This is a genomic window from Curvibacter lanceolatus ATCC 14669 (assembly GCF_000381265.1).
Taxonomy (GTDB): Bacteria; Pseudomonadota; Gammaproteobacteria; order Burkholderiales; family Burkholderiaceae_C; genus Curvibacter; species Curvibacter lanceolatus.
The window spans coordinates 44,580-71,381 of sequence record NZ_KB906255.1 but is presented as its reverse complement, the minus strand read 5'-3'; the positions used below and the strand labels follow the sequence as shown (position 1 = coordinate 71,381).

At 68.4% G+C, this 26,802-nt stretch carries 24 protein-coding genes and 1 riboswitch; of the genes, 17 read left to right on the top strand and 7 right to left on the bottom strand.

Annotation, left to right across the window (positions count from 1 at the left end; translation table 11 throughout):
* The first annotated feature begins 25 nt into the window (after nt 1–25).
* The 5 genes from fmdA to F624_RS0107245 are packed head-to-tail and all read left to right on the top strand — an operon-like array spanning nt 26 to nt 5,255.
* Nucleotides 26–1,255, top strand: a complete 1,230-nt coding sequence (fmdA, locus tag F624_RS0107265; RefSeq protein WP_019573620.1) for a formamidase — start codon at nt 26–28, stop codon at nt 1,253–1,255.
* Between the two features lie 25 nt (nt 1,256–1,280).
* The gene (locus F624_RS0107260; RefSeq protein ID WP_019573619.1) at nt 1,281–1,655 is read left to right on the top strand and encodes an FmdB family zinc ribbon protein; all 375 of its coding nucleotides are present in this window, start codon (nt 1,281–1,283) and stop codon (nt 1,653–1,655) included.
* Between the two features lie 31 nt (nt 1,656–1,686).
* Nucleotides 1,687–2,727, top strand: a complete 1,041-nt coding sequence (locus F624_RS0107255; protein ID WP_019573618.1) for an aliphatic amidase — start codon at nt 1,687–1,689, stop codon at nt 2,725–2,727.
* A complete protein-coding gene (locus tag F624_RS0107250; RefSeq protein ID WP_019573617.1) occupies nt 2,711–3,565 on the top strand; it encodes a CbbQ/NirQ/NorQ/GpvN family protein in 855 nt (284 codons plus the stop codon). Before F624_RS0107255 ends, F624_RS0107250 begins: the two co-directional genes overlap by 17 nt.
* Nucleotides 3,549–5,255 (top strand): VWA domain-containing protein, encoded by a 1,707-nt coding sequence (locus tag F624_RS0107245; protein ID WP_157443369.1) that lies wholly within the window; start codon nt 3,549–3,551, stop codon nt 5,253–5,255. Before F624_RS0107250 ends, F624_RS0107245 begins: the two co-directional genes overlap by 17 nt.
* Before the next feature lie 14 nt (nt 5,256–5,269).
* Here F624_RS0107245 and F624_RS0107240 read toward each other — a convergent pair whose 3' ends face one another.
* Together F624_RS0107240 and F624_RS0107235 are read right to left on the bottom strand one after the other, a co-directional pair.
* Nucleotides 5,270–6,364, bottom strand: a complete 1,095-nt coding sequence (locus F624_RS0107240) for a porin (protein WP_031254420.1) — start codon at nt 6,362–6,364, stop codon at nt 5,270–5,272.
* A gap of 260 nt (nt 6,365–6,624) precedes the next feature.
* On the bottom strand, nt 6,625–7,536 hold the full coding sequence (locus tag F624_RS0107235) for a LysR family transcriptional regulator (RefSeq protein ID WP_019573614.1): 912 nt from the start codon (nt 7,534–7,536) through the stop codon (nt 6,625–6,627).
* A 146-nt stretch (nt 7,537–7,682) separates the two neighbouring features.
* Here F624_RS0107235 and F624_RS0107230 point away from each other — a divergent pair, with 146 nt between their 5' ends.
* Nucleotides 7,683–8,102: a PACE efflux transporter gene (locus F624_RS0107230; RefSeq protein ID WP_031254418.1), complete on the top strand. Its 420-nt coding sequence runs from the start codon at nt 7,683–7,685 to the stop codon at nt 8,100–8,102.
* 21 nt (nt 8,103–8,123) lie between these two features.
* On the opposite strand, the gene F624_RS0107225 is transcribed toward F624_RS0107230, so the two are convergent.
* Nucleotides 8,124–8,696, bottom strand: coding sequence for a cyclic nucleotide-binding domain-containing protein (locus F624_RS0107225; RefSeq protein ID WP_019573612.1), 573 nt, complete (start codon nt 8,694–8,696; stop codon nt 8,124–8,126).
* Nucleotides 8,697–8,782: 86 nt separating this feature from the next.
* Nucleotides 8,783–8,864: riboswitch (S-adenosyl-L-homocysteine riboswitch) on the top strand.
* Between the two features lie 113 nt (nt 8,865–8,977).
* Here F624_RS0107225 and metH point away from each other — a divergent pair.
* Together metH and F624_RS0107215 are read left to right on the top strand one after the other, a co-directional pair.
* A complete protein-coding gene (gene metH / locus F624_RS0107220) occupies nt 8,978–11,677 on the top strand; it encodes a methionine synthase (protein WP_031254416.1) in 2,700 nt (899 codons plus the stop codon).
* 133 nt (nt 11,678–11,810) lie between these two features.
* Nucleotides 11,811–12,674: a hypothetical protein gene (locus F624_RS0107215; RefSeq protein ID WP_019573610.1), complete on the top strand. Its 864-nt coding sequence runs from the start codon at nt 11,811–11,813 to the stop codon at nt 12,672–12,674.
* A gap of 26 nt (nt 12,675–12,700) precedes the next feature.
* Here the strand turns inward: F624_RS0107215 and F624_RS0107210 are convergent, their stop codons facing one another.
* The 4 genes from F624_RS0107210 to F624_RS0107195 all read right to left on the bottom strand — a co-directional run bounded on the left by F624_RS0107210 (nt 12,701) and on the right by F624_RS0107195 (nt 16,738).
* Nucleotides 12,701–13,825 (bottom strand): serine hydrolase domain-containing protein, encoded by a 1,125-nt coding sequence (locus tag F624_RS0107210; RefSeq protein WP_019573609.1) that lies wholly within the window; start codon nt 13,823–13,825, stop codon nt 12,701–12,703.
* Between the two features lie 77 nt (nt 13,826–13,902).
* A complete protein-coding gene (locus tag F624_RS0107205) occupies nt 13,903–15,102 on the bottom strand; it encodes an amidohydrolase family protein (RefSeq protein WP_019573608.1) in 1,200 nt (399 codons plus the stop codon).
* 71 nt (nt 15,103–15,173) lie between these two features.
* Nucleotides 15,174–15,908, bottom strand: coding sequence for a TetR/AcrR family transcriptional regulator (locus F624_RS0107200; RefSeq protein WP_019573607.1), 735 nt, complete (start codon nt 15,906–15,908; stop codon nt 15,174–15,176).
* 56 nt (nt 15,909–15,964) lie between these two features.
* Complete coding sequence (locus F624_RS0107195; RefSeq protein WP_019573606.1) at nt 15,965–16,738, bottom strand: ferredoxin--NADP reductase; 774 nt, start codon at nt 16,736–16,738, stop codon at nt 15,965–15,967.
* A 408-nt stretch (nt 16,739–17,146) separates the two neighbouring features.
* Between F624_RS0107195 and F624_RS0107190 the strand changes: the two genes are divergently transcribed.
* From F624_RS0107190 to pncA, 9 genes are all read left to right on the top strand, one after another.
* Nucleotides 17,147–18,751, top strand: coding sequence for a hypothetical protein (locus tag F624_RS0107190; RefSeq protein WP_019573605.1), 1,605 nt, complete (start codon nt 17,147–17,149; stop codon nt 18,749–18,751).
* A 10-nt stretch (nt 18,752–18,761) separates the two neighbouring features.
* Nucleotides 18,762–19,682: a UPF0280 family protein gene (locus F624_RS0107185; protein ID WP_019573604.1), complete on the top strand. Its 921-nt coding sequence runs from the start codon at nt 18,762–18,764 to the stop codon at nt 19,680–19,682.
* A gap of 21 nt (nt 19,683–19,703) precedes the next feature.
* Complete coding sequence (locus tag F624_RS0107180) at nt 19,704–20,345, top strand: amino acid synthesis family protein (RefSeq protein WP_019573603.1); 642 nt, start codon at nt 19,704–19,706, stop codon at nt 20,343–20,345.
* A 59-nt stretch (nt 20,346–20,404) separates the two neighbouring features.
* Nucleotides 20,405–20,989 carry an amino acid synthesis family protein gene (locus F624_RS0107175; protein ID WP_019573602.1) on the top strand — a complete coding sequence of 195 codons (585 nt, stop codon included), beginning with the start codon at nt 20,405–20,407 and terminating at the stop codon, nt 20,987–20,989.
* A gap of 87 nt (nt 20,990–21,076) precedes the next feature.
* On the top strand, nt 21,077–22,282 hold the full coding sequence (locus F624_RS0107170; protein WP_019573601.1) for an ABC transporter substrate-binding protein: 1,206 nt from the start codon (nt 21,077–21,079) through the stop codon (nt 22,280–22,282).
* Between the two features lie 119 nt (nt 22,283–22,401).
* Nucleotides 22,402–24,345: an ABC transporter permease gene (locus F624_RS0107165; protein ID WP_019573600.1), complete on the top strand. Its 1,944-nt coding sequence runs from the start codon at nt 22,402–22,404 to the stop codon at nt 24,343–24,345.
* The gene (locus F624_RS0107160) at nt 24,342–25,115 is read left to right on the top strand and encodes an ABC transporter ATP-binding protein (RefSeq protein WP_019573599.1); all 774 of its coding nucleotides are present in this window, start codon (nt 24,342–24,344) and stop codon (nt 25,113–25,115) included. The genes F624_RS0107165 and F624_RS0107160 overlap by 4 nt, the downstream gene beginning before the upstream one ends.
* The gene (locus tag F624_RS0107155; protein ID WP_019573598.1) at nt 25,112–25,861 is read left to right on the top strand and encodes an ABC transporter ATP-binding protein; all 750 of its coding nucleotides are present in this window, start codon (nt 25,112–25,114) and stop codon (nt 25,859–25,861) included. The genes F624_RS0107160 and F624_RS0107155 overlap by 4 nt, the downstream gene beginning before the upstream one ends.
* Before the next feature lie 101 nt (nt 25,862–25,962).
* Entirely contained in the window at nt 25,963–26,700 is a 738-nt protein-coding gene (gene pncA, locus F624_RS0107150) for a bifunctional nicotinamidase/pyrazinamidase (protein WP_245573580.1), read from the top strand.
* Nucleotides 26,701–26,802 lie beyond the last annotated feature (102 nt).

The window sequence follows — 26,802 nt, the reverse complement described above, 5'->3', positions numbered from 1 at the left end:
CACTTTCATTACCAAGGAGCACACCATGGCTGAGACCCTGATCAAGGTTGACCTGAAGCAGTCCCCCTACGACAACCCGCTGGTGCACAACCGCTGGCATCCCGACATCCCGATGGCGGTGTGGGTCGAGCCCGGGGCTGAATTCAAGCTCGAGACCTACGACTGGACCGGTGGCGCCATCAAGAACGACGACAGTGCCGAAGACGTGCGCGATGTGGACCTGTCCACCGTCCACTTCCTGTCGGGCCCGGTGGGTGTCAAGGGCGCCGAGCCCGGCGACTTGCTGGTGGTCGACCTGCTCGACATCGGCGCGCGTGACGACAGCCTGTGGGGCTTCAACGGCTTCTTCTCCAAGCAAAACGGCGGCGGCTTTCTGGACGAGCACTTTCCGCTGGCGCAAAAGTCGATCTGGGACTTCCATGGCCTCTACACCAAGAGCCGCCACATCCCCGGCGTCAACTTTGCCGGCCTGATCCACCCCGGCTTGATCGGCTGCCTGCCCGACCGCGCCATGCTCGACGCCTGGAACACCCGCGAAGCCGATCTGATCGCCACCAACCCCACCCGCGTGCCCGGCCTGGCCAACCCGCCGTTTGCCAGCACCGCTCACATGGGCAAGCTGCAGGGCGAAGCCGCCGCCAAGGCCGCGGCCGAGGGCGCCCGCACCGTGCCCCCGCGTGAGCACGGCGGCAATTGCGACATCAAGGATCTGTCGCGTGGCTCGCAGGTGTTCTTCCCGGTCTATGTCGAAGGCGCGGGCCTGTCGGTGGGCGACCTGCACTTCAGCCAGGGCGACGGCGAGATCACCTTCTGCGGCGCCATCGAGATGGCCGGCTGGGTGCACATGAAGGTCAGCCTGATCAAGGGCGGCATGGCCAAGTACGGCATCAAGAACCCGATCTTCAAGCCCAGCCCGATCACGCCCAACTACAAGGACTACCTGATCTTTGAAGGCATCTCGGTCGACGAGTCGGGCAAGCAGCATTACCTGGACGTCACCATCGCCTACCGCCAGGCCTGCCTGAACGCCATCGAGTACCTGAAGAAGTTCGGCTACAGCGGCGCCCAGGCCTACTCGCTGCTGGGCACGGCGCCGGTGCAGGGCCACATCAGCGGTGTGGTCGATGTGCCCAACGCCTGCGCCACGCTGTGGCTGCCCACCGAGATCTTCGACTTCGACATCAACCCCACCGCCGCGGGGCCGCAGAAGATCATCACCGGCGGGGTCGATCTGCCGATCGCGCAAGACAAGTAACGCCCCCCACCCAGGAGACCGCCCCATGCCCACCTACGACTACGACTGCGCGGCCTGCGGCGGCTTTGATGCCCTGCGCAGCCTGGCGCAGCGCAACGAGCCCGCCGCCTGCCCCGCGTGCGGTGCGGCCTCGCCGCGTGTGTTCGCCCACGCGCCGCACCTGGCCTGTGTCAGCCCCGAGCAGCGCCGCGCCCATGACACCAACGAGCGGGCGCGGCATGAGCCGCGCAGCAGCTCACGCGACGGCTCAGAGGGCACTTATGGGCGCATGCGCCACCCGGCCGGCTGCGGCTGCTGCAGCAGCAACAGCGGCAGCAGCAATAAACGCAGCGCCACCTACACCGCACCCAGCGGGGCCAAGGCCTTTCCGACCAAGCGCCCCTGGATGATCAGTCACTGAAGGGCCACCCGGCCCGCAAGGAGCAGCCACCATGATTCACGGCGACATATCCAGCAGCAAAGACACCGTCGGTGTGGCGGTGGTCAACTACAAGATGCCGCGTCTGCACACCAAGGCCGAGGTGCTGGACAACGCACGCAAGATCGCCGACATGCTGGTCGGCATGAAGGCCGGCCTGCCGGGCATGGACCTGGTGATCTTTCCCGAGTACAGCACCCACGGCATCATGTACGACGCCCAGGAGATGTACGACACGGCGGCCACCGTGCCCGGCGCCGAGACCGAGATCTTTGCCGAGGCCTGCCGCAAGGCCAAGGTCTGGGGCGTGTTCTCGCTCACCGGCGAGCAGCATGAAGAGCACCCCTACAAGGCCCCTTACAACACCCTGATCCTCATGAACGACCAGGGCGAGATCGTGCAGAAGTACCGCAAGATCATGCCCTGGGTCCCGGTCGAGGGCTGGTACCCCGGCAACTGCACCTATGTGAGCGAAGGCCCCAAGGGCCTGAAGATCAGCCTCATCATCTGCGACGACGGCAACTACCCCGAGATCTGGCGCGACTGCGCCATGAAGGGCGCCGAGCTGATCGTGCGTTGCCAGGGCTACATGTACCCGGCCAAGGAGCAGCAGATCCTGATCAGCAAGGCCATGGCCTTTGCCAACAACACCTATGTGGCGGTGGCCAATGCCGCGGGCTGGGACGGCGTGTACAGCTACTTCGGCCACAGCGCGCTGATCGGCTTCGACGGTCGCACCCTGGGCGAATGCGGCGAAGAGGAATATGGCGTGCAGTACGCGGCCCTGTCGACCAGCCTGATCCGCGACTTCCGCAAGAACGGCCAGTCGGAGAACCACCTGTTCAAGCTGCTGCACCGTGGCTACACCGGCACCATCAACTCGCGCGACGGTGACAAGGGCGTGGCCACCTGCCCCTACGACTTCTACAGCCGCTGGGTGAACGACCCCGAGGGCACGCAAAAGGCGGTCGAGGCCTTCACGCGGCCCATGGTGGGCACCGAGGAATGCCCGATCGAGGGCATTCCCAACCCGGGCGATGCGGGCCACCGCTGAGGCGTCCGCCCCCGGTGCGACGGGGGCGGACGCCCTGGCTGCCTGGCGCCTGCGCCACGAGCCCTTCTACCAGCCGGTAGGTGACGAGGTGAACGCCTTCGAGGCGGCGGCCGCCTGCCGCCTGCCGGTGCTGCTCAAGGGCCCCACAGGCTGTGGCAAGACGCGCTTTGTCGAGCACATGGCCTGGCGCCTGCAGCGCCCCCTGGTCACCGTGGCCTGCCATGAGGACCTGAGCGCGGGCGACCTGGCCGGGCGCTGGCTGCTCGATGCCCAGGGCACCCATTGGCAGGACGGCCCGCTGGCCCTGGCGGCCCGCCATGGCGCGGTCTGCTACCTGGACGAACTGGTCGAGGCCCGCGCCGATGCCACCGTGCTGCTGCACCCGCTGGCCGACACGCGCCGCGTGCTGCCGCTGGAGCGCCGCGGCGAGCTGCTGCAGGCCCACCCCGACTTTCTGCTGGTGGTCAGCTACAACCCTGGTTACCAGGGCCTGCACAAAGCCCTCAAGCCCTCCATGCGGCAACGCTTCACCGCCCTGCAGTTCGACTACCCCGCAGCCGCCCAGGAAGCCACCGTGGTGGCGCGCGAGGCCGGTGTGGAACTGCCGCTGGCGCAGCAGTTGGTGGCTCTGGGCCAGCGCACGCGCCGCCTGCACGACCACGGGCTGGAAGAGGGCGCCTCCACCCGCATGCTGGTGCATGCCGCGGCCCTGGTGCGCGCCGGCCTGCCACCTGCGGCGGCGGCCCGGCAGGCGGTGGCCACCCCGCTCAGCGACGAGCCCGGTCTGCAGCGCACGCTGCAGGCGCTGGTGGAGGCCGTGTTTGGTCCGGTCGCCTGAGTTGCCCGCACCGTCGGAGGGTCCTCCGGCCGGGCTGGCCGCCTACCAGCAGGCCTTGTGGGGCCTGCCCGCCCGTCTGGTGGTGTTGGCGGGCGAGGAGGTTCTGTCCCCCGTCCTGACCGGCGGCCCTGAGGGCTTGCCTGGCACGACGCCCACCCTGCACCTGCCTGGCGCTGCGACGGCGCTTTCGCGCCACTGGGCCGAGGCGGTGGTCAGCCATGCGGCAGCCCACCAGCGCTTTGGCGCCGCACCTCAGCCACGCGCCGGCCTCAAACCCGTGCAGCAGGCCCTGTACGGGGTGCTGGAAGACGCCCGTGTCGAGGCCCTGGCCTGTGCCGAGCTGCCGGGCTTGCGTGGGCTCTGGTGCGCGTTTCATGCCGGGCCCGATGCTTTGCAGGGCCTGGGCTTCGAGGCCTTGCTGGCGCGCCTGGCCCGGGTGCTGCTCGACCCGGGCTGGCACGACCCCCACCCCTGGGTCGAGAAGGTGCGCCGCGGTGTGCAAGGGCCCGATGGCCTCGGCTTGTTGCAAGCCACGCCGGCCACTTTGCGCCAGGCCGCTTCGGTGCTGGGGCATGACATCGGGCAGATGCGCCTGCCCTTCAACCCCCGAACCTACCGGCCCCATCCCGGCTACCGCGACGACAACCAGCACCTGTGGTGCTGGGACCCCGATCTGCCACCTTCCGATCTGCCGCTGCAGGGCGAGGCGGCGCAGGGCAGCAACACCCAGGTCGACCTGCAGGCACCGCCCAGCCTGCAGGCCGCGGCCCCCTGGCCGGCCGAGCCGCCGCCTCCGGCCACGGCGCCTGGGGTCTGGCACCCCGAATGGGACCAGCGCATCGGCCGCTATCGCCCGGCCTGGTGCTGTGTGCGGGTGGAGCCCGCCGTGCCGCGGGGGCCGGCTTTGGCGGGCCCCCCGGCGCCGCCTGCCTTGCGCGCCGCGCTGGCGCGGCTGCCCGGCCCGCGCCAGCGGGCCCCCGGCTGTGCCCGTGAGGGCGAGGCCCTGCACCCGGCCGCCCTGGTCGACGCCGCGCTGGACCTGCGCCGTGGCCACGCCCCCGACCCAAGCCTGTACCTGCGCCAGCGGGTGCAGGGGGCGCCGCTGGCGGTCAGCCTGCTGCTGGATGCCTCGGCCTCCACCGCCGAGCCCGGGCCCGATGGGCAACCCCTGCTGGTGGCCTTGCGGCCCTCGGTGGCGCACAGCCTGGCCGCCTTGCAGGCGCTGGGGCACCGGCAGGCGGCCTGGGCCTTTGCCTCGCGTGGGCGCCTGCAGGTCACGCTGCAAGGCCTCAAGGCTTGGGGCGAGTCGGCCCTGGCGAGCGAGGTGCAGGCGCGGTTGGCGGGTTTGCAAAGTGGGGGCTCCACCCGCCTGGGCGCGGTGCTGCGCCAGGCCCTGCAAGAGCAGCTGGACGATGCGGCCCGCCACCCGGGCTGGCGCCGGGTGATCGTGCTGCTCACCGACGGTGAACTGCACGACATCGATGTGCACGAGGCCGGCTACCTGCAGGCCGACCTGGCCCGGGCCTGCCGCGAGGCGGCGCGCCACGGGGTGGCGGTGCGGGCGCTGGTGCTGCCCCCGGGCCGGCCCCAGGCGCTGCACCCCTGTCTGGGCGCGGGGGCCTGCGCCGGGCTGCAGGGGCCGAGCCAGTTGGCTGTGCGCTTGCCGGCCCTGTTGGGTGGCGGTTGGTGAGCCCCGGTGGGCCCTCAGAACACCTGTTTGATGCCCAGTGAAATACCGGTGGCGCTGCGGCGGGTGCCCGGCAGGTGGGCCGCGCCTTGCCACTGTGTCTGGTCCAGTTCGGCGTACACCAGGCTGCGGCGCGAGAGCTTGTATTCGAGGAAGCCCACCGCCCTGTTGAACCCATCGTTGGCCAGGCCGGTCTGCTGGCGTTTCACGTGGTAGAGCGCCAGCACCAGGTCCAACTGGGCGCTCAAGGGCAGCACGCCGCCGAAGGACAGGATGTCGCGCCGGGTTTCCTGGGTGGTGCTGGTCTCGGCTACGTGACGGGCATAGCTGGCTGACCAGCGCCCGCCCCAGGCGGCCAGGCCCAGGCCGGCGCTGACGGCTTTCAGGCTCAAGCCCTCGGCGGTTTGGAACTGGCTCAGCGACAGGCTGCCGTTCAGCTCGGGTGTGTCGTAGAACAGGCCCAGCTCGGTGGCGCCGGCCTGCGACGGGGCATCGCTTTGCCGCACACCCTGGGCGCGCAGGGCACGCCATTCGTAGGCACCGGTCTTCAGGCTGTATTTGAGGGTGTTGTCGAGGCGGAACGAGCCGTTGGCCGAGCCCGCCGGCCCGTACTCCTGTCCCAGGCCATGGGCGCTCAGGCCGGCCAGGGCCACATTGGGGTTGAAGGGCGCAAAGCGAAAGCCCAGGGGGTCGATCTTGCCCAGAGAGTCGCCCAGCAGCGTGGTCTGGCGGCCCAGCGTCAGCGTGCCGGCCTCACCCGACAGGCCGAGAAAGGCCGCCCGGTCAAACCATTTTTGGCTGTTGATGCTGGTGCCGTCGTTCAGGTTGAGCCCGCTTTCGAGGTTGAAGAGCGCCGCCAGCCCGCCGCCCAGGTCGTCCCGGCCGCGAAAGCCCAGCCGGCTGGTGGTGTCGATGCCGCTGCCCACCAGGCCGTTGCGGCCGGGGCTGGGGGCATTGCCGGGGGTCAGGCCGCTGGCCTGGCGAACGCCCAGGTCGGCAATGCCATACACGGTGACGCCGTTGGCGACGGTCTGGGCCTGCGCGAAGGGCCCCTGCAAGGCGAACAAACCCAGGCAGCCTGCCATGCAGGCCGTGCGAGCGTGAAATTTCATGAAAAGAGTCTCCGGAGCCCGCTGGGGGGCTCTTGTTGATGCTGAGGTGGTGGTGGCGTCGCCGGGTTCGGCCCTGGCGCTCTGAGGGGGTGACGCCGTTGTGAGGCGGTGGCCGAAGGGCGCTGCGGGCTTGGGCAGCGCTGCCGGCGGTCAGAGCCCTGAGAGGGTAGAGGCCGTTCGATGCGGATACCCAACCGCTCGGTCGATCGATTCAGACCTTGGTCGGTTGACAGGGTTCTGAGAGGCTGGGCGTGCGGGGCTCAGCGCTCGCCCCGCACGTCCTGGATCAACTCGATGAAGCGCCGCGCGCCCAGGCCCAGGGGCCGCTCCTTGGACCACACCACATCCACCCACAGGGCCAGGCCGTTGGTGAGGTTCTCGAACGGCAGCACCACCAGGCTGCCGGCCGCCACCTGGCTGCGCACAAAGGACTGCGGCAACCAGCCCCAACCCAGGCCGGCTTCGATCAGGCGCAAGGCCACCACCTGGTTGTCGGTGCGCCAGTGGTGGCGCGCAAACACGAAGCGGGGGTCGCTCTGGCCCAGGTCCCGCCCGGCCACCACGATCTGGCGCACCTCGGTCAGCAGGTTTTCGCGAAAGGTCTGGGCCGGTTCGCCGGGCGCCGGCGGGTGGGCCAGCATGGGGTGGCCCGGGGCCATCACGGCCACCAGGGTTTCGCTGCCCACCTCCTGAAAGCCCTCGCGGCCATCCAGGCTGGGGCGCTCGAACACCAGGGCCAGCTGGGCGCGCCCCTCATGCAGCAGCTTCAGCGCATCAGCCTGCGGGGCCGCCAGCAGTTCGACCTGCAGCAGCGGGTGCTCGGCCGCCAGCGCTGCCAGCGGGCCGCTCCAGGGCCCGGCCAGCAGCTCGGGCGCGATGGCCAGCGTGAGCCGCTCCTCCAGCCCCTGGTTGAGCGAGCGGGCCTGCGAGTTGAGCTGGCGCAGCTGCACCGCCAGCAGCCGCGCCTGGGGCTCCAGGGCCCGGGCGGCGGCGGTGGGGCGGGGCTCGCGGCCGCTGCGGTCGAACAGCACCAGGTCCAGCTCGGCTTCCAGCTGCGCCACCGCCATGCTCACGGCCGAAGGCACGCGCCCCAGGGCCCGGGCCGCGGCCGAAAACGAGCCGCGGTCCAGCACGCTCAGGAACAGATCCACGTTGTCGGCGCTGAAAGCCATGATGTATCAATTAATCTGAAGGGAGATGACTTTAACTGTCAGCTTGATGCACATAAAGTGCGCCCATGTCTTGCCCATCACCCACTTCGACGCCCACCCCCTCCCTCACCCCTCAGCACCCTGGCCCACGGCCCTGGCTGTTCGCGCTGCAGGGGTGGCGTCGCCGGGTGTTGTTCGTGTCGCTTTACGAAGCCATCGCCATCGCGTTTTCGAGCTGGGGTCTGGCCGAGATGTCGGGCGATGGCCTGGCGCATGCCGGCGTGATGGGCCTGGCCGCCTCGGCCATCGCCATCGTGTGGAACCTGGTCTTCAATGCCCTGTTCGAGCGCTGGGAAGCGCGCCAGACCGTGCGCGGCCGAGGCTTTGCCCGCCGCGCCGCCCACGCCATCGGCTTCGAGGGCGGCCTGCTGCTTTACTTTGTGCCTCTGTTCGCCTGGTGGTTTGACGTCAGCCTCTGGCAGTCCTTGGTGATGGACCTGGGCCTGCTGGTGTTCTTTCTGATCTACACCTTCGTCTTCAACTGGTGCTTCGACCGCGTCTTCGGCCTGCCTGGCAGCGCGGCTTGATCCGGGCCAGATGGCCCCGGCTCAGCCCATCCGGTCCATTTCCTGCTGCATGGTCTGGATCAGGGCGGCGTAGCTTTTGAGCTTCTCGGTGCGCTCGCGCACCCGGTTGCTCATGTGCACGCCAATGGCCAGCAGCAGTTTCACGCCCAGGGCCGGGTCTTCTTCCAGCAATTCGCCCAGGGCGACCCGGCCGAGCTTGGCGGCCAGCACCTCGGTGCAGGTGGTGCAGGTGGCCGACCGGGGCGAGCCATCGAGCAGGCCCAGCTCACCCACCAGGGCGCCGGCACCGATCACGGCCGTGGTGATGGGGGTGCGGCGGCTGACGATGAAGTTCTCCACCATCACATCGCCCTCCAGGATCAGCAGCATGTAATCGGTGTCTTCGGTCTGCCCTTCTCGCATGAAACACTGGCCGGCCAGCAGCCGCACGGGCTCCATGTAGCTCACGATGCGGCGCGCGTCATCGGCCGACAACTGGATCAGCGCACTGGGCGCATGCAACATCTGGGCGGCCAACTCGGCCGCCGGCGAGTCCTGGACCGAGAGGCGGCGGCGCTTGCGCGATTTGAGTGACTTCAGCAGGGCTTCGAGCATCGTGGGCGGGGACCGCAACAGGCCGGCAGGGGGTGGATGGTGGTGTACAGAGGGTGAATCAGGGGATCACACAGTAAAATCAATGGTATCTCAAGGAGCGTTGCAGCAGGCCCGCGGGGGCTTGTCAGGCTTGAGGTGTTTCCGCGATGTCAACGACGCTCACCTGATTCCGAACGACCCTCCAGGTGAGTCTCATGTCTGATCACGACCTCGAAAACAACAACGCCGACACCCAGGCCGACAACCAAGCCGCGAGCCACGCCGCAAATTCCGTGCCTCCCATGCTGCTGTCCGGCCTGGAGCCCGTGCGCATCGGCGAGGGCAGCCTGTTCGTCAACATCGGCGAGCGCACCAACGTCACCGGTTCCAAGGCCTTCGCCCGCATGATCCTCAACGGCCAGTTCGAGGAAGCCCTGGTGGTGGCCCGGCAGCAGGTCGAGAACGGCGCCCAGGTGATCGACATCAACATGGACGAGGCCATGCTCGACAGCCAGGCCGCCATGGTGCGCTTCCTGAACCTGATCGCCTCCGAGCCCGACATCGCCCGCGTGCCGATCATGATCGACTCGTCCAAGTGGAGTGTGATCGAGGCCGGCCTGCGCTGCATCCAGGGCAAGGGCATCGTCAACTCGATCAGCATGAAGGAGGGCGAGGCCGCCTTTATCCAGCAGGCCAGGTTGCTGCGCCGCTATGGCGCCGCCGCCGTGGTGATGGCCTTCGACGAAAAAGGCCAGGCCGACACGTACGAGCGCAAGATCGAGATCTGTGAACGTGCCTACCGCCTGCTGGTCGACCAGGTCGATTTCCCGGCCGAAGACATCATCTTCGACCCCAACATCTTCGCGATTGCCACCGGCATCGAAGAGCACAACAACTACGCGGTCGATTTCATCAACGCCACGCGCTGGATCAAGCAGCACCTGCCGGGCGCCAAGGTGTCGGGCGGTGTGTCCAACGTGAGCTTCAGCTTCCGCGGCAACGACCCGGTGCGCGAGGCCATCCACACCGTGTTCCTGTACCACGCCATCCAGGCGGGCATGGACATGGGCATCGTCAATGCCGGCATGGTGGGCGTGTACGACCAGCTCGAACCGGTGCTGCGCGAGCGCGTCGAAGACGTGGTGCTGAACCGCCGCCCCGATGCCGGCGAGCGCCTGGTCGAGATCGCCGAGACCGCCAAGGGCGCGGCCAAGGACGACAGCAAGAAATACGAATGGCGTGTCGGCACGGTCGAGCAGCGCCTGTCGCATGCGCTGGTGCACGGCATCACCGAGTTCATCACCGAAGACACCGAGGAGGCCTACCGCGCCATCCTGGCCAAGGGCGGGCGCCCGCTGCACGTGATCGAAGGCCCGCTCATGGACGGCATGAACGTGGTCGGCGACCTGTTCGGCCAGGGCAAGATGTTCCTGCCCCAGGTGGTCAAGAGCGCCCGCGTGATGAAGTCGGCCGTGGCCCACCTGATCCCTTACATCGAAGAGGAAAAGCGCCAGGACGAAGCCGCCGGCCGCGACGTGCGCAGCAAGGGCAAGATCATCATTGCCACCGTCAAGGGCGATGTGCACGACATCGGCAAGAACATCGTCACCGTGGTGCTGCAGTGCAACAACTTTGAGGTGGTCAACATGGGCGTGATGGTGCCCTGCCATGAGATCCTGGCCCGCGCCAAGGTCGAGGGCGCCGACATCGTGGGCCTGTCGGGCCTGATCACCCCCAGCCTCGAAGAGATGCAGTACGTGGCCGCCGAGATGCAGAAGGACGAGCACTTCCGCGTCAAGAAGATCCCGCTGCTGATCGGGGGCGCCACCACCAGCCGGGTGCACACCGCGGTCAAGATCGCGCCGCATTACGAGGGCCCGGTGGTGTATGTGCCCGATGCCTCGCGCAGCGTGAGCGTGGCGCAAAGCCTGCTGTCCGACAACGCCCAGGTCTATGTGGACGAGCTCAACGCCGACTACGACAAGGTGCGCGCCCAGCATGCCGGCAAGAAGCAGACCCCGATGTGGCCGCTGGCCAAGATCCGCGCCAACAAGACGCCGCTGGACTGGGCCGCCTACACCCCGCCGGTGCCCAAGTTCATCGGCCGGCGCGTGTTCAAGAACTTCGACCTGGCCGAGCTGGCCAAGTACATCGACTGGGGCCCGTTCTTCCAGACCTGGGACCTGGCCGGCCCCTACCCGGCCATCCTAGACGACGAGATCGTGGGCGTGGAGGCCCGCAAGGTGTTCGAAGACGGCAAGCGCATGCTGCAGAAGATCATCGACGGCCGCTGGCTCAGCGCCAGTGCCGTGATGGGCTTCTACCCGGCCAACAGCGTCAACGACGACGACATCGAGCTCTACACCGACGACACCCGCAGCCAGGTGGCCCTCACCTGGTACGGCTTGCGCCAGCAGACCGAAAAGCAGGCCATCGACGGCGTGATGCGCCCCAGCCGCTGCCTGGCCGACTTTGTGGCCCCCAAGGCCAGCGGCCGGGCTGACTACGTGGGCGTGTTTGCCGTCACCGCCGGCCTGGGGGTGGAAAAGCGCGAGCAGGCCTTCATGGACCAGCACGACGATTACTCGGCCATCATGCTCAAGGCCCTGGCCGACCGCCTGGCCGAGGCCTTTGCCGAATGCCTGCACCACCGCGTGCGCAGCGACCTGTGGGGCTATGCCGCCCACGAGGCGCTGAGCAACGAGGACATGATTGCCGAGAAGTACCAGGGCATCCGCCCCGCGCCGGGCTACCCGGCCTGCCCCGACCACAGCGTCAAGCGCGAGATGTTCGAGCTGCTGCAATGCGGCGAGATCGACATGGGCCTGACCGAAAGCCTGGCCATGACGCCGGCGGCCAGCGTCAGCGGCTTCTACCTGAGCCACCCCGACAGCACCTACTTCAACGTGGGCAAGATCGCCGAAGACCAGTTGCAGGACATGGCCCGGCGCCGCGGCCTGCCCGAAGACGCGCTGCGGCGCCTGCTGGCGCCCCAGCTCTGAGCCGGGCCGGACGGGTCATGCCTCGGTGCTTGACAGGGCCTTGGCAATTCGCAGACACAGTGCAACACAGGCGCGCTACATTGGCTGCTTGTGTGCACGGCCCCCGGTGGGGCCTTGCTGAAGGAGGCTGATCATGATGATTTCTGCCCATCCCCACCCTCAAGCCCCCGGCCTGCCGCCCCAGGAGGGCCTGCCGCCGCCATCGCTGCTGGGGCCCTTCGCCGGGCTGCTGGGCGTGGTGGCCCTGGCCTTGGCAGCCAGCCTGGTGCTGGTACAGACGCGCCCGGCCGAATTCAAGACGCCGCCGGCCCCCACCCCTTCTGCCCCGACCGCCCCCCCGGCGCCGGCCAGCGCGGCGGCCTTCAACCCCCCGGATCTGCACCCCACGCCCCCGCGCGTGCCGGCCCTGGCAGGCGCCCGCCCGTCCGGCCCGCCCCCGCTGTCTTTTGCCCTGCTGCGGCAGGGGCCGTCGCACCACGCGCCTCTGCCTCCTTCACCGGGCAGCGCCTCGTTCAAGGGCGTTTACGGCACCCAGAAGGCCTGTGCGCAGTGCGGCTGGGTCGAGTCGGTGCAGTCGCTGTCGGTGGGCTCGGGGGGCCTGCCACCCGGTGCCGCCGTGGCAGCGGGTGCGGCCCTGGGCGCGCAGGCCGGTGCCAACCGCGGCACCGCAGCGGGTACGTCTGCAGGTGGTTATGGCGGCAACCCCGCGGCCGCCGCCGCTGGCGCCGTGATCGGGGCCCAAATGGGTGCGCGCGCGGGCCAGGCCCGCCAGCAGCCGGCCTATGAGGTCAACATCCGCATGGAAGACGGCAGCCAGCGCGTGTTCGAGCTGCCCGAGCCCCTGCCCCTGGGCGCGGCCGTGGTGGTGGAGGGCGGCGTGCCGCGCCTGGCGCCCGAGCGGGGGGCTTCCGCCAGCACCGGTACAGGCGTGGGCACTGGCGTGGGCACAGGGGCTGGCGCGGCGGGCAGCGGCAAGGCCTACGGCACCAGCCGCTGACGGCGGCCCGCGTCGGTCGACGCGGCTCAGAGCGCCGCGTACACCAGCGCCGGGTACAGCTCGATCCAGTGGTTCAGCAGCCCGGGCGCCTGGGTCAGCAGCACGGCGAACAGCTCTTCGGCCGGGTCGACAAAGAACACCGTGCCTCCCAGCCCGCTCCAGCCGTATTGGCCGGCCGAGCCCGGGCGGGCGGCCAGCCCGGTTTCCCGGCGCACGGCCACGCCCAGGCCAAAGCCATGGCCGGGCGGCAGGATGTCGCCCGCCACCGGGATGCTGCCCAGGTGGTCGGCCGTCATGAAGGCCAGGGTGGCGCGGCTGACCAGGCGCACGCCCTCGCGCTCACCGCCGCCCAGCATCAGCTGCAGAAAGCGGGCGTAGTCGCCCGCCGTGGACACCAGGCCGCCGCCACCCGATTCGAACACCGGCGGCCGGCTCACGTCGATCAGGTTCACGGCCGCGCCCGTGGTCGGGTCTTTGGCCAAGGGCTCGGCCAGCCGGTGCTGCTGGGTCTCAGGCACGGAAAAGCCGGTGTCCTCCATGCCCAGCGGCTGCAGGATCAGGCGCTGCAGCACGGCGCCCAGGGGCTGGCCCTCGATCACCTCCAGCACGGCGCCCAGCACGTCGGTGGCGCGGCTGTACTCCCAGGCCGTGCCCGGGTCACGCAGCAGGGGCAGCGGGCCCAGGTTCTGGGCCAGTTGCTGGTTGCTGTGCTGGCGTGAGCCGATGCGGGCCACGCGGTAGGTCTGGGCCACCGGGGTTTCGTCCCAGGCATAGCTCAGGCCTGCGGTGTGGCGCAGCAGGTCATGCAGCGTAGCCTCGCGCTGTACAGGGCGGCCACCTTCGGGCGTGTACACGCTCTGGCCGGCAAAGCCGCCCAGGTAGCGTGACACCGGGTGGGCCAGCTGCAGCCGGCCCTGCTCCATCAGCATCAGCACCGCCAGCGAGACGATGGGCTTGGTCATCGAGTAGATGCGGAACACCGTGTCGCGCGCCATGGGCGGGGCGCCGGTGCCCGGGCCTTGCGCGCCCAGGGCCGCGTGCAGCACGCGCTGGCCCCGGTGCTCGATCAGAGCCACCGCGCCGGGCAGCAGCCCCCGGTCGATGTGGTCTTGCAGAACGGCTTGCAGTTGGAGCAGGGCAGGGGGGTGCATCGGGGCCTCGCGACAGGTGGGTGGGCCGATTCTAGGAAGGCCTTTGCCTGCGGGCGTCGCCCTGGCGACGCGGGCCTTCAGTGCGCGCTGTGCAGCACCACCGGGATCTCGGTGGCCGGGGGCGTGTTGCGGCTGCGGCCGCAGCGCACCAGGCCATCGATCATCACCATGCCGACGCCGGGCAGGTCGCCCAGTTGCACGCTTTCCAGCAGGGTGGCGCCGGCGGTGTGCTGGGCCCGGTCCATGAAGACGAAGTCGGCCGCGCGGCCGACCTCGATCAGGCCGCAGTTGAGCTGGCGGATGCGCGCCGTGTTGCCGGTGGCAAAGCAGAACACCAGTTCAGCCGGGATGTTGGCAAAGCTCGAGATCAGCGCAATCATGCGCAGCATGCCCAGGGGCTGCACGCCCGAGCCTGCGGGCCCGTCGGTGCCCAGGATCACGCGGTGCGGGCATTTGAGTTCGATGGCCGCGCGGGCCGCTTCGATGGCGATCTTCTCGTTGCCGTTGTGCACCAGCTCGATCGCGCGCGACGACTTCTCGCACAGCTCGCACACATGCTTCCAGGGCAGCGAGGTGTGGCCGCCGTTGATGTGGCCGATCACGTCGGCGTCGGCCTCCAGCACCACATCCTTGTCGATCAGGCCCGAGCCCGGGATCGACGGGCCACCCGTGTGGATGGTGCTCTGGATGCCGTGCTTGCGTGCCCAGGCCACCATCTCCTTGGCCTCGTAGCCGGCCTTGACCGAGCCCAGGCCCACCTCGCCGAGCAGGGTCACGCCGGCCTCGGCCAGTTCCTTGAAGTCGTGCTCAGTCATGCCTTTTTCGATCACCGGGGCGCCGGCGATCACCTTCACGCCACCGGGGCGGAAGTTGTCGAAGGCGCGCTGTGCGGTGATCGCCAGGGCCTTCAGGCCCACGATGTCCTTGGGGCGGCCGGGCAGGTGCACCTCGCCGGCTGAGATCATGCTGGTCACGCCGCCGTTCAGGGTCGACTCGATCCAGCCGAGCTGGTTCTGCCGCGGCGTCCAGTCGCCGAACACCGGGTGCACGTGGCTGTCGATCAGGCCCGGGGCCAGGCAAGTGCCACGGGCGTCGATCACGGTGCGGGCGCCCTCGGTGTCGCAGTCCTTGTAGCGGCCCACGGCCGTGATCAGGCCGTCATGCACCACCACGGTGTCGGCGTCAAGAATGGGGTGGTCCAGATCGCCGGACAACAACAGGCCGATGTTCTGGATGACGACCTTGCCGGACTTCTCGCCGGCGACTGCTTCTGCCATGGTGTGCTCCTGTGGGGGGGTGAATACGCCGGCACCCGCCCCGGGCTGCCGGCTGGAAATCGGTCAGCCCGTCAGCTTGTCGGCGCGAGGGGTGAGGTCGGGGTGGAACTTGATGCTGAGGTGGGCGCCACCGCCCGCAGCACCGTGTCGACCACAAACTCTTCCCAATGCGCCAGTGCCTCGGGGGCCTCCAGGTCTTCGCCCAGGAAGGCCGACAGCGTGTGCCGGTTGGACATGTAGAAGTAGCCGTTGGCGGCGATCAGCAGGTACAGGTCGCGGGCCGAGATGTCGAGCCGGAACAGGCCCTGGGCCTGGCCGCTGGCCAGCAGCTGGCGGATGATCTCGATGGCCGGGGACGAGTACTCGCGGGCGCGCACCGACTTCACGATGTGCCGCCCCTTGTGCAGGTTCTCGGTGTTGAGCAGGGTGACGAACTCGGGGTGGCGCCGGTAGTAGCCCACCACGAAGCGGATCACCGCCTGCAGGGCCTCCAGGGGCTGGTCGGGTCGCAGGTTGAGCTGCTCCTCGGCCTCGTTCATGCGGCGGTAGATCTCTTCGATGACCTCGATGTAGAGGCCTTCCTTGCTGCCGAAGTAGTAGTAGATCATGCGGTCGAAGGACTTCGCCGCCTTGGAGATCTTCTCGACGCTGCCGCCGTCATAGCCGTAGCGGGCGAACACCTTGATGGCCGCCTTGAGGATGTTGTCCCGCGTGGTCTGGGCGGCCTGCTCGCGCACGCCGACTGTGCGCCGGCCGGTGGGGCTCTTCTTCGCAGCAGTGCGGGTCTTTCTGGGGGTGGCCGACATGGTGGTGTCCAGAGCAAGGGCCGGGCCAGCCCGGGCGGGCCGGCCTGGTCAGGGGGTCACTGTTCAGCGAACGCGCGTTCGATCACGAAGTCGCCGGGCTTGGTGGTGTTGCCTTCCTTGAAACCACGGGCTTCCATCATGTGCTTGAGGTCGCGCAGCATCTCGGGGCTGCCGCAGATCATCACGCGGTCTTCGGCCGGGTTCAGCGCGGGCAGGCCCAGGTCGGCGGCCAGCTGGCCGTTTTCGATCACGGTGGTCACGCGGCCCTGGTGCTTGTAGGCCTCACGGGTCACGGTGGGGTAGTACTTGAGCTGCTTGCTCACCATCTCGCCGAGGAACTCGTGCTTGGGCAGCTCTTCGGTGATGTAGTCGTGGTAGGCCAGTTCATTGACCTCGCGCACGCCGTGCACCAGCACCACTTCCTCGAACTTCTCATAGGTGTCGGGGTCGCGGATCAGGCTCAGGAAGGGGGCCAGGCCGGTGCCGGTGGACAGCATGTACAGGCGCTTGGCGGGCAGCAGGTAGTCGATCAGCAGGGTGCCGGTGGGCTTCTTGCCGACGATGATGCTGTCGCCCACCTGGATGTGCTGCAGACGCGAGGTCAGCGGGCCGTCTTGCACCTTGATGCTCAGGAACTCGAGATGCTCTTCGTAGTTCGGGCTGACGATGCTGTAGGCACGCAGCAGCGGCTTGTTGTTCACGCGCAGGCCGATCATCGTGAAATGGCCGTTGGAGAAGCGCAAGCCGGGGTCGCGCGTGGTGGTGAAGGAGAAAAGACGATCGGTCCAGTGGTGGACCGTCAGCACGCGTTCTTCGTGAAAAGCACTCATGGATTTCAGATGGCAATGGTGGATAAACAGGGGCTGCCGAGGCAGTGAGCGGGCCTGATTTGGGGCCCGGCAACACCTCGAACATCGCATTCGCAACCCTCCATTGTTCCGCAAGTCGGGAAAGCCCTGGTTTTCAGGGCTTCGCCCAGCCCTTCTGAAGGGCACCGAAGCGGGGCATGGACGGGGTTCTGCATCAAAACGGGGCTCCAGGTGAGGCGGTTTTGGCACCCTTGCGGGGCACGCGAAAATACGGTTGCGGCAACAGATTCGATAGGCTACATTGTGCCGGAAATGTAGTGAACACCACATTTTTATTCGGTGAATGCTACACAAACGGGATGGCCTCCACAAGCTGTCTTTTCGAGCCTTTGAAGGGCCCCTCAGGGGCCTGGAAATTCGGACCCCGCGATGACTGAACACACCAAGACCGACGGCCTGCCCGGCCTCGAATCGCCCGGCCTGCCACCGCTGGCCGAGCGGGCCCGCCCGCGCAACGAGCGCATGAACACCGCCAAGGTCGAATGCAATGCCTGCCCGGTGCTGTGTCAGATCTCCGAGGGCCGCGCTGGCGCCTGCGACCGCTATGCCAACCAGGGCGGCACGCTGGTGCGGCTCGACCCGGTGGTGCTGCTGCGCCGCACGCTGGAGGCCGGCGAGACGGCGCTGGTGCCCTTTGCGGGCCGAGGCGAGGACGGCGCGGGCAGCGAAGCGCCAGCCTGGTCGGGCGACCTGCTGCTGGCTGACCAGGTGTTCGTCACCGGCGTGGGCTCGTCCACCACCTACCCCGACTACAAACCGGCGCCCTTCATCGTGGGCTCGCAGGTGCAGGGCGTGGACATGGTCACCGTGGTCACCGAGGGCATCTTCAGCTACTGCAGCTTCAAGGTGAAGATCGACACCGACCGCTTTCTGGGCGCCGAGCAGGCCAATGTGCGCTGCAAGGGCGAGGTGGTGGGCCACGTCACCACCGCCGAGTACGGCTCGCAGATGCTGTCGCTGGGCGGGGTGCACCACCTCACCGGGGGCAGCAAGAAGGAAGGGCGCATCACCGCCGAGATGATGCAGGCCCTGGGCAACAAGCAGGCGGTCGAGTTCACCATCGACGGCGGCTCGCAGATCATCATCCAGGCCGGCCGCGCACCCATCGTCAATGGCGTCGAAGAGCAGCGCATGCGCGTGGGCTGCGGCTCGGCGGCGGTGGGCATCTTCGCGCGCCAGCTGTTCGGCCTGGCCGACGAGGTGGTGGTGGTCGACGACCACATCACCGGTGTGCTGACCGAGCACCAGGCCGGCCGTTGCCTGGACATGCGGCCCTCGGGCATCCAGATGTTGGGCCGCAAGTCCACCCCGGGGCGCTACTTCCAGGTGGCCAACCCGGGCACGGGCTGGGGCGGCACCGACATCGCCGACCCGCTGGCCATCATCGAAGGCTGGAACGCCGAGGTCGCCTGGCCCGGCCTGCGCCTGCTCATGACCAGCACCACCGGCGAGCACGCCAGCTGGTACGTGCTGGACGAGGATCTGCGCCCGGTCGAGACCGAGATGCCGGCCGAGGTGCGCCGCATCGTCGAGCGCATCGGTGAGAACTGTGAGCCTTCGCTGGCGTCGGTGCTGTTCCTGGCCGGGGCCGGCGGCAGCCTGCGCGCCGGTGTCACCGAAAACCCGGTGCTGCTCACCCGCTCCATCAAGCAGGCCCTGGTGAACGTCACCTGTGGCGGCGCACCGGCTTATGTGTGGCCCGGCGGTGGCATCACCGTGATGGCCGATGTGCTGCGCATGCCCGACAACAGTTTCGGCACCGTGCCCACACCGGCCATCGTGGCGCCCATCGAGTTCAGCATGCGCCGCAGCGATTACGTCGCCCTGGGCGGCCATGGGGACCAGATCCGCTCCCTGGCCGAGGTGCTGTCGCGCGGCGCCTGGCACAACGAGGGCGCGCCCCAGGCCCTGCAGTGGCAGCGCCAGCCCGAGGCCAATCCCTGGCCCCTGGGCCGTCCGCCCCTGCTGGGCTGAGGCGCCCCCCATGCAAGCCACCCGACAGGCCCTCGACAGCGCACGCTGGCACTTCCAGCATGGCCCCATCGATCTGGTGATCGCGGCCGAGGGTCAGGCCCAGGCCGTGGCGCAGGCGCATGAGCAGGCCTGGCAGCGCTTTCAGGGCCTGCTGGCCGAGCTGGTGGCCGAGCTGCCCGCGTTGCGCGAGCCGGTGGGGGCGCAGTGCCCGCTGCAAGGCCCGGTGGCCCGCCTGATGTGGCAGGCCTGCCAACCGCATCGCCAGCCCTTCATCACCCCCATGGCGGCCGTGGCCGGTGCCGTGGCGCAGACCGTGCTCGAGGCCTATCGCCAACCCGGGGTGCGACGCGCCTGGGTCAACAACGGCGGCGACATCGCCCTGCACCTGACACCGGGCCAGTCGGCCCGCGTGGGCCTGTACGCCGATCTGGCCCGGCTCGATGGCGCCCAGTTGCGGCACGGCCTGAGCTTGGACGGGCAACTGGAGATCCAGGCCCACTGGCCGGTGCGGGGCGTGGCCACCAGTGGCTGGCGCGGGCGCAGTTTTTCGCTGGGCATCGCCGACAGCGTCACCGTGCTGGCGGCCACCGCCGCCCAGGCCGATGCCGCCGCCACCGTGATCGCCAATGCGGTGCAGGCCGAGCACCCCGCCATCGAGCGCGCCCCGGCCCACACGCTGCGCGACGACACCGATCTGGGCGCTCGCCTGGTCACGGTGCGGGTGGGGCCGCTGCCCGCAGGGGTGGTGGCCGGTGCTTTGCGCCAGGGCTTGAAAAAAGCGGAAGAATTGAGGGCTGCGGGGCTGGTATGGTTCGCCTTGCTCTGCTGCCAGGGGCAGAGCCAGGCCACCGGCGGGCCTGAAACCGGGGATGGCCCGGCACAGCCCTTGTCCCTGGCCGGTTCGGCCGAAGTTGGTTCAGTATTTGCTTAACGAAATGCACAGGCTCACAGCATGATCGACATCCGACGCGTTTTCACCCATGTTGAAGAAATCCGGCACGAATTCGGGCCCCCGGCGGCCGTGCCGCTCCAGCGTGGTGCCATCGGCGCCGTGCTGACCAACCCCTTTGCCGGCCGCTACGTGGAAGACATCCTGCCCATGATGGAGGCGCTGCAGGCCGTGGGGCTGGACATGGCGCAGCGCCTGCGCGCCGCCATGGACGTGCCGGTCGAACGCATCGAGGGTTATGGCAAGGGCGCCATCGTGGGCGCGGCCGGCGAGCTGGAGCACGGCGCGCTGTGGCATGTGCCCGGTGGCTATGCCATGCGCGAGCTGCTGGGCTGGAAGGGCGACCGCGATGCCTACAAAAAGGGCCAGGCCGAGGTCAAGACCGGGCAGCCCGCCAACGCCTTGGCCATCGTGCCTTCGACCAAGAAGGTGGGCGGCCCGGGCGCGGCCCTGGATGTGCCGCTCACGCACATCAACGCCAGCTATGTGCGCAGCCATTTCGACGCCATCGAGGTGCGCGTGCCCGGTGCGCCGCGCGCCGACGAGATCGTCTTCATCCTGGCCATGAGCACCGGAGCGCGCGTGCATGCCCGCGTCGGTGGCTTGAAGGCCGCCGACATCAGCCTGTGGGACGGTCTGCGCTGAGCGCCCACCCCCACCCTGCACCCACCCTGCCCAGAACACCGAGCCCGAGGAAACACCCCATGTCTGCCAAGATCCGAAAAATCATCGTGCAAGTCGACGAAGTCCGCCGCGAAATGGGCCAGGACGTGCAACCGCCCCTGCGCAAGGCCCTGGCCATGGCCGTGATCGAGAACCCCTTTGCCGGCCGCTACGCCGAGAACCTGGACGAGCTGATCGCCATCGGCGAAGAGCTGGGTGGCTTGCTGGGCGAACGCTGTGTCAAGGCGCTGGGCATCACGCCGGCGCAGGCCCAGAGCTACGGCAAGGCCGCCATCGTGGGCGAGGCCGGTGAGCTGGAGCATGCCGCCGCCATCCTGCACCCCAAGCTGGGCGCGCCGCTGCGCGTGGCCGTTGAAAAGGGCGCCGCCCTGGTGCCCTCGGCCAAGAAGCTGGGCGGCCTGGGCACGGCCATCGATGTGCCCCTGGGCCACAAGGATGCCGCCTACGTGCGCAGCCATTTCGACGCCATGGAGGCCCGTGTGGCCGACGCCCCGCGTGCCAACGAGATCGTGGTGGCTGTGGTGGTCACCGACAGTGGTCGCCCGCTGGCCCGCATCGGCGGCCTGCAGGCCCACGAGATCAAGGGCCAGGACGGCTTGCGCTGACCCTGACCTGCCCACCCCGGCCATCCCTTCCCCCCGCTTGTTCTGCTTTTCCGCTCATCTCACCCCCACCCCAGGAGAGCCTCCACCATGAAGCTGACCCCCCACCTCATCCGCACCACCGCCTTGTTCACCCTGACCGGCGTGCTGGGCACGGTCCACGCGGCCGATGTCATCAAGATCGGTGAAATCAACAGCTACAAGGCCCAGCCCGCCTTCCTCGAGCCCTACAAGAAAGGCATGGAGCTGGCGATCGCCGAGATCAACGCCGGTGGCGGCCTGCTGGGCAAGAAGGTCGAGCTGATCAGCCGCGACGACAACGCCAGCCCGGGCGACGCCGTGCGCGCCGCCGAAGAGCTGCTCTCGCGTGAGAAGGTGGACGTGCTGACTGGCTCCTTCCTGTCGCACATCGGCCTGGCGCTGACCGATTTCGCCAAGCAGAAGAAAGTGTTCTTCCTGGCCGGCGAGCCGCTGACCGACAAGATCGTCTGGCAGAACGGCAACCGCTACACCTACCGCCTGCGCCCCTCCACCTACATGCAGGTGGCCATGATGGTGCCCGAGGCCGCCGCGCTCAAGAAAAAGCGCTGGGCCCTGGTGTTCCCCAACTACGAATACGGCCAGTCGGCTGCCGCCACCTTCAAGCAACTGCTCAAGGCCGCGCAGCCCGATGTCGAGTTTGTCGCCGAGCAGGCGCCCCCGCTGGGCAAGGTCGACGCAGGTTCTGTGGTGCAGGCCCTGGCCGATGCCAAGCCCGATGCGGTGTTCAACGTGCTGTTCGGGGCCGACCTGTCGAAGTTCGTGCGCGAGGGCAACACCCGCGGCCTGTTCGAAGGCCGCTCGGTGGTCAGCCTGCTGACCGGCGAGCCCGAGTACCTCGACCCGCTCAAGGACGAAGCCCCCAACGGCTGGATCGTCACCGGCTACCCCTGGTACGGCATCCAGACGCCTGAACACAAGGCCTTCCTGAGCGCCTACCAGGCCAAGTTCAACGACTACCCGCGCCTGGGCTCCATCGTGGGGTACAGCGCCATCAAGTCGCTGGCCGAGGGCATCAAAAAGGCGGGCAGCACCGACACCGAAAAGCTGGTGGTCTCGTTCAAGGGCCTGCAGGTGCCCACCCCCTTCGGCCGCATCACCTACCGCACCGAGGACAACCAGTCGACCATGGGCGGCTTCATCGGCCACACCAAGAACGAAGGCGGCAAGGGCGTGATGGTGGACTACCGTTACCTCGATGGTGCCAAGTACCAGCCCAGCGCTGAGGAAGTCAAGAAAATGCGTCCGGCCGACTGAGTTCGGTTCACGCTCGACTGACTGTCGAGTGAAGGTCGGGTGATCAACGCGGCGCCGCGGGCGCCGCCGTCCCCTGGCGGGCAGAGCCGCCGGAGGTGACACGTCCTGAGGGTTTTGGCATGGGCTTTTCGAGTTTCGTGGTGCAGCTGCTCAACGGTTTGGCGGGGGCGTCCTCGCTGTTCCTGGTGGCTGCAGGTTTGTCGCTGATCTTCGGGGTCACGCGCATCGTCAATTTTGCGCACGGCTCCTTCTTCATGCTGGGCATCTACCTGGCCTACAGCCTGGTGGGGGCGCTGGGCAACAGCCTGGGCTTCTGGCCGGCCCTGTTGCTGGCGGCGCTGGGGGCCGGCCTGATCGGCGCGGCGGTCGAGATGCTGCTGCTGCGCCGCATCTACAAGGCGCCCGAGCTGTTCCAGCTGCTGGCCACCTTTGCCCTGGTGCTGGTCATCAAGGATGCCGCGCTGTGGATCTGGGGCCCCGAAGAGCTGCTGGGCCCGAGGGCCCCGGGCCTGGCCGGCTCGGTGAGCATCCTGGGGCGCAACTTCCCGGCCTATGACCTGTTCCTGATCGTGGTCGGCCCGGTGGTGCTGGGCGCGCTCACCCTGCTGCTCACCCGCACCCGCTGGGGCACCCTGGTGCGCGCCGCCACGCAAGACCGCGAGATGGTCAGCGCCCTGGGCGTGAACCAGGCTTGGCTGTTCACGGCCGTGTTCGCCCTCGGGGCCCTGTTGGCCGGCCTGGGCGGCGCCCTGCAATTGCCGCGCGAGCCCGCCACCCTGGAGATGGACCTCAACACCATCGGCGCCGCCTTCGTGGTGGTGGTGGTGGGTGGCATGGGCTCGATCCCGGGCGCCTACGCCGCCGCCTTGCTGATTGCCGAGATCAAGGCCGTGTGCATCTGGCTGGGCGTGGTCGAGCTGTTCGGCTACAGCGTGTCGTTTTCCAAGCTCACCCTGGTGGTCGAGTTCCTGGTCATGGCCGTGGTGCTGGTGGTGCGCCCCTGGGGCCTGATGGGCAAGCCCCAGGCCAACAGCCGCAACGTGGGCCTGCCCGAGGCCCCCCTGCGTCACCCCGGCACCTGGTTCAAGGTGGGCGGTGCCTTGCTGATGGCGCTGCTGGTGCTGCTGCCCTGGCTCACCGCCGATTCGCCCTACCTGTCGGTGCTGGCCATCGACCTGATGATCGCGGCCCTGTTCGCGGCCAGCCTGCACTTCATCATGGGGCCGGCCGGCATGCACTCGTTCGGCCACGCCGCCTACTTTGGCATCGGGGCCTATGCCGCCGCGCTGCTGGTGCGCAGCGCGGGCCTGCCCATGGAGCTGACCCTGCTGCTGGCGCCCCTGGTGGCCGCGGCCGGGGCCTTTTTGTACGGCTGGTTCTGCGTGCGACTGTCGGGCGTCTACCTGGCCATGCTGACCCTGGCCTTTGCCCAGATCACCTGGGCCATCTGCTACCAGTGGGATGGTTTCACCGGCGGCAGCAACGGCCTCACCGGGGTGTGGCCGGCCGAGTGGCTGTCAGACAAAACCCACTACTACTACCTGACGCTGGCCGGGGTCACCGCCGGTGTGCTGCTGCTGCGCCGCGTGCTGTTCTCGCCCTTCGGCTATGCCTTGCGCGCCGGGCGCGATTCGGCCTTGCGGGCCGACGCCATCGGCATCGACGTCAAGCGCATGCAGTGGGTGGCCTTCATCATTGCCGGGGGCTTTGCCGGCCTGGGCGGGGCGCTGTTCGCCTTCTCCAAGGGCAGCATTTCGCCTGAGAGCCTGGCCGTGGGCAAATCGGTCGATGGCCTGGTGATGGTCTTGCTGGGCGGCCTGCAGACCCTGTCGGGCCCGGTGGTGGGCGCCGTCACCTTCACCTGGCTGCACGACACCGTGGCGCGCAACACCGACTACTGGCGCGCCATGCTGGGCGGCATCATCTTGCTGCTGGTGCTGTTGTTCCCGCAGGGCATCGCGGGCTCGATCAAGCACGCGGTGGAGCATTGGCGTGAGGGGCGCAAGCCTCGCAGCCCAAGGGATGCCGCAAGCCCTGTTTCTGCATCCAAGGAGGCCGCATGAGTCTGCTCAAAGTGTCCGGCCTGGGCAAGGCCTTTGGCGGCGTCAAGGCCGTGGACGGCATCCATTTCGAACTGGCCGCCGGCGAGCTGCTGGCCCTGATCGGCCCCAACGGGGCCGGCAAGTCCACCACCTTCAACATGGTCAACGGCCAGTTGCCGGCCGACAGTGGCTCCATCGTGCTCGACGGCCACGAACTGGTGGGCCGCAAGCCGCGCGACATCTGGCGCCTGGGCGTGGGCCGCACCTTCCAGATCGCCGAGACCTTTGCCTCGCTCACCGTGGTCGAGAACGTGCAGATGGCCTTGATCTCGGTGGACGACCGGCTGTTCTCCTTCTGGCGCAAGGCCTCGGACCACCAACGCGACGAGGCCCTGGCCCTGCTCGATCAGGTGGGCATGAAGGCGCAGGCCGACCGGCCCTGCAGCGAGCTGGCCTATGGCGACGTCAAGCGTGTCGAGCTGGCGATCGCCATGGCCAACTCGCCCAAGCTGCTGCTGATGGACGAGCCCACCGCCGGCATGGCACCCAAGGAGCGCAACGACCTGATGGCCCTGACCAAGCAGCTGGTGATCGACCGCGGCATGGCCGTGCTGTTCACCGAGCACAGCATGGACGTGGTGTTCGCCTACGCCGACCGCATGATCGTGCTGGCCCGTGGCCGCCTGATCGCCGAGGGTAAGCCCCTCGAACTGCGCGACCACCCCAAGGTGCAGGAGGTGTACTTCGGCTCCGGCAAGACCTTCGAAAAGAAAGAGACGGCATCGGCATGAGCCAGAGCAGCATCTCCACCCCCGCGACGCTGTTGCAGGCCCGTGGCCTGGCCGCCTGGTATGGCGCCGCGCAGATCCTCTACGACATCGACCTCGACGTGAAGCGCGGCGAGGTGGTGGCCCTGATGGGCCGCAACGGGGCCGGCAAGTCGACCACCCTCAAGGCCTTGATGGGCATGCTGGCCAAGCGCCGCGGCCAGATCGAGTTCCTGGGCCAGGACATCTCGCGCAGCGAGCCCCATGTGGCGGCCCGCCTGGGCCTGGGCTTTGTCCCCGAGGACCGGCGCGTGTTCACCGACCTCAGCGTGACCGAAAACCTGGAGGTGGGGCGCCAGCCGCCCCGCCGTTGGCCCGACGGCAGTGCCGCCCCCGAGTGGACGCCCGAGCGCCTGTACACCCTGTTCCCCAACCTGGGCGAGATGCGCCAGCGCGCCGGCGGCCGCATGAGCGGCGGCGAGCAGCAAATGCTGACGGTGGCACGCACCTTGATGGGCAACCCCTATCTGGTGCTGCTCGACGAGCCCAGCGAAGGCGTGGCCCCGGTCATCGTCGAGCAGATGGCGCACATGATCCTCGAGCTCAAGGCCCAGGGCGTGAGCATCCTGCTGTCCGAGCAGAACATGCACTTTGCCGAGCTGGTCTCCGACCGCGCCTATGTGCTTGAAAAAGGCCAGATCCGCTACCAGGCTTCGATGGCCGAGCTGGCCGCCAACGAAGAGGTGCGCCGGGCCTACCTCAGTGTGTAAAAGCCCGCGGGGCGGCACGGCTCCTGCTTGCCCTTGTGTTCTTGCTTTTGCATGTGCCTTGTGTTGTTGTCACCTTCATCCCAACCCCCAGGAGTGATGCCATGTCTTCTCAATCTTCGATGTCTCAACGCCGCCAGTTCCTCCAGTCTGCTGCCCTGCTCGGGCTGGCGGGCGCGGGCCTGACGCAACGCGCCTTCGCGGCGGCCATCAAGCCCGGTGCCGACAGCGCCCTGATCGTGGTTGATGTGCAGAACTGCTTTGTGCCCGGTGGCACGCTGCCCGTGGCCAAGGGCGACGAGGTGGTGCCCGTGATCAACCGCATCGCCCCCGCCTTCGAGAACGTGGTGGTCACGCAGGATTGGCACACCCAGGCCCATGCCTCGTTTGCCAGCAGCTACCCCGGCAAAAAGCCTTTTGAAACCACCAAGCTGAGCTACGGCCAGCAGGTGCTGTGGCCCGACCATTGCGTGCAAGGCACCGACGACGCCGCACTGCACAAGGACCTCAAGGTGCCACAGGCCCAGATCATCCTGCGCAAGGGCTTCCACCAGCACGTCGACAGCTACTCGGCCTTCGAAGAGGCCGACCGCAAGACCGCCACCGGCCTGGCCGGTTACCTCAAGGCTCGGGGCATCAAGACCGTGTTCGTGACCGGCCTGGCCACCGACTTCTGCGTGGCCTGGACTGCCCTCGACGCGCGCCGCCTGGGCTTCAACACCTATGTGATCGAAGACGCCTGCCGTGGCATCGACCTCAACGGCTCGCTCGAGGCCGCCTGGAAGCAGATGAGCGCCAAGGGCGTGAAGCGCATCCAGTCCAGCGACCTGGCCCTGGCCTGACCTGCTGAAAACCCCCTGTGCGGACCGGGCGCGCCCGGCCACACTGGACAGCCGTGCGCTTTCGGTTCAGTGAACACTGAATGAATTCGGCGCCAGTTCACC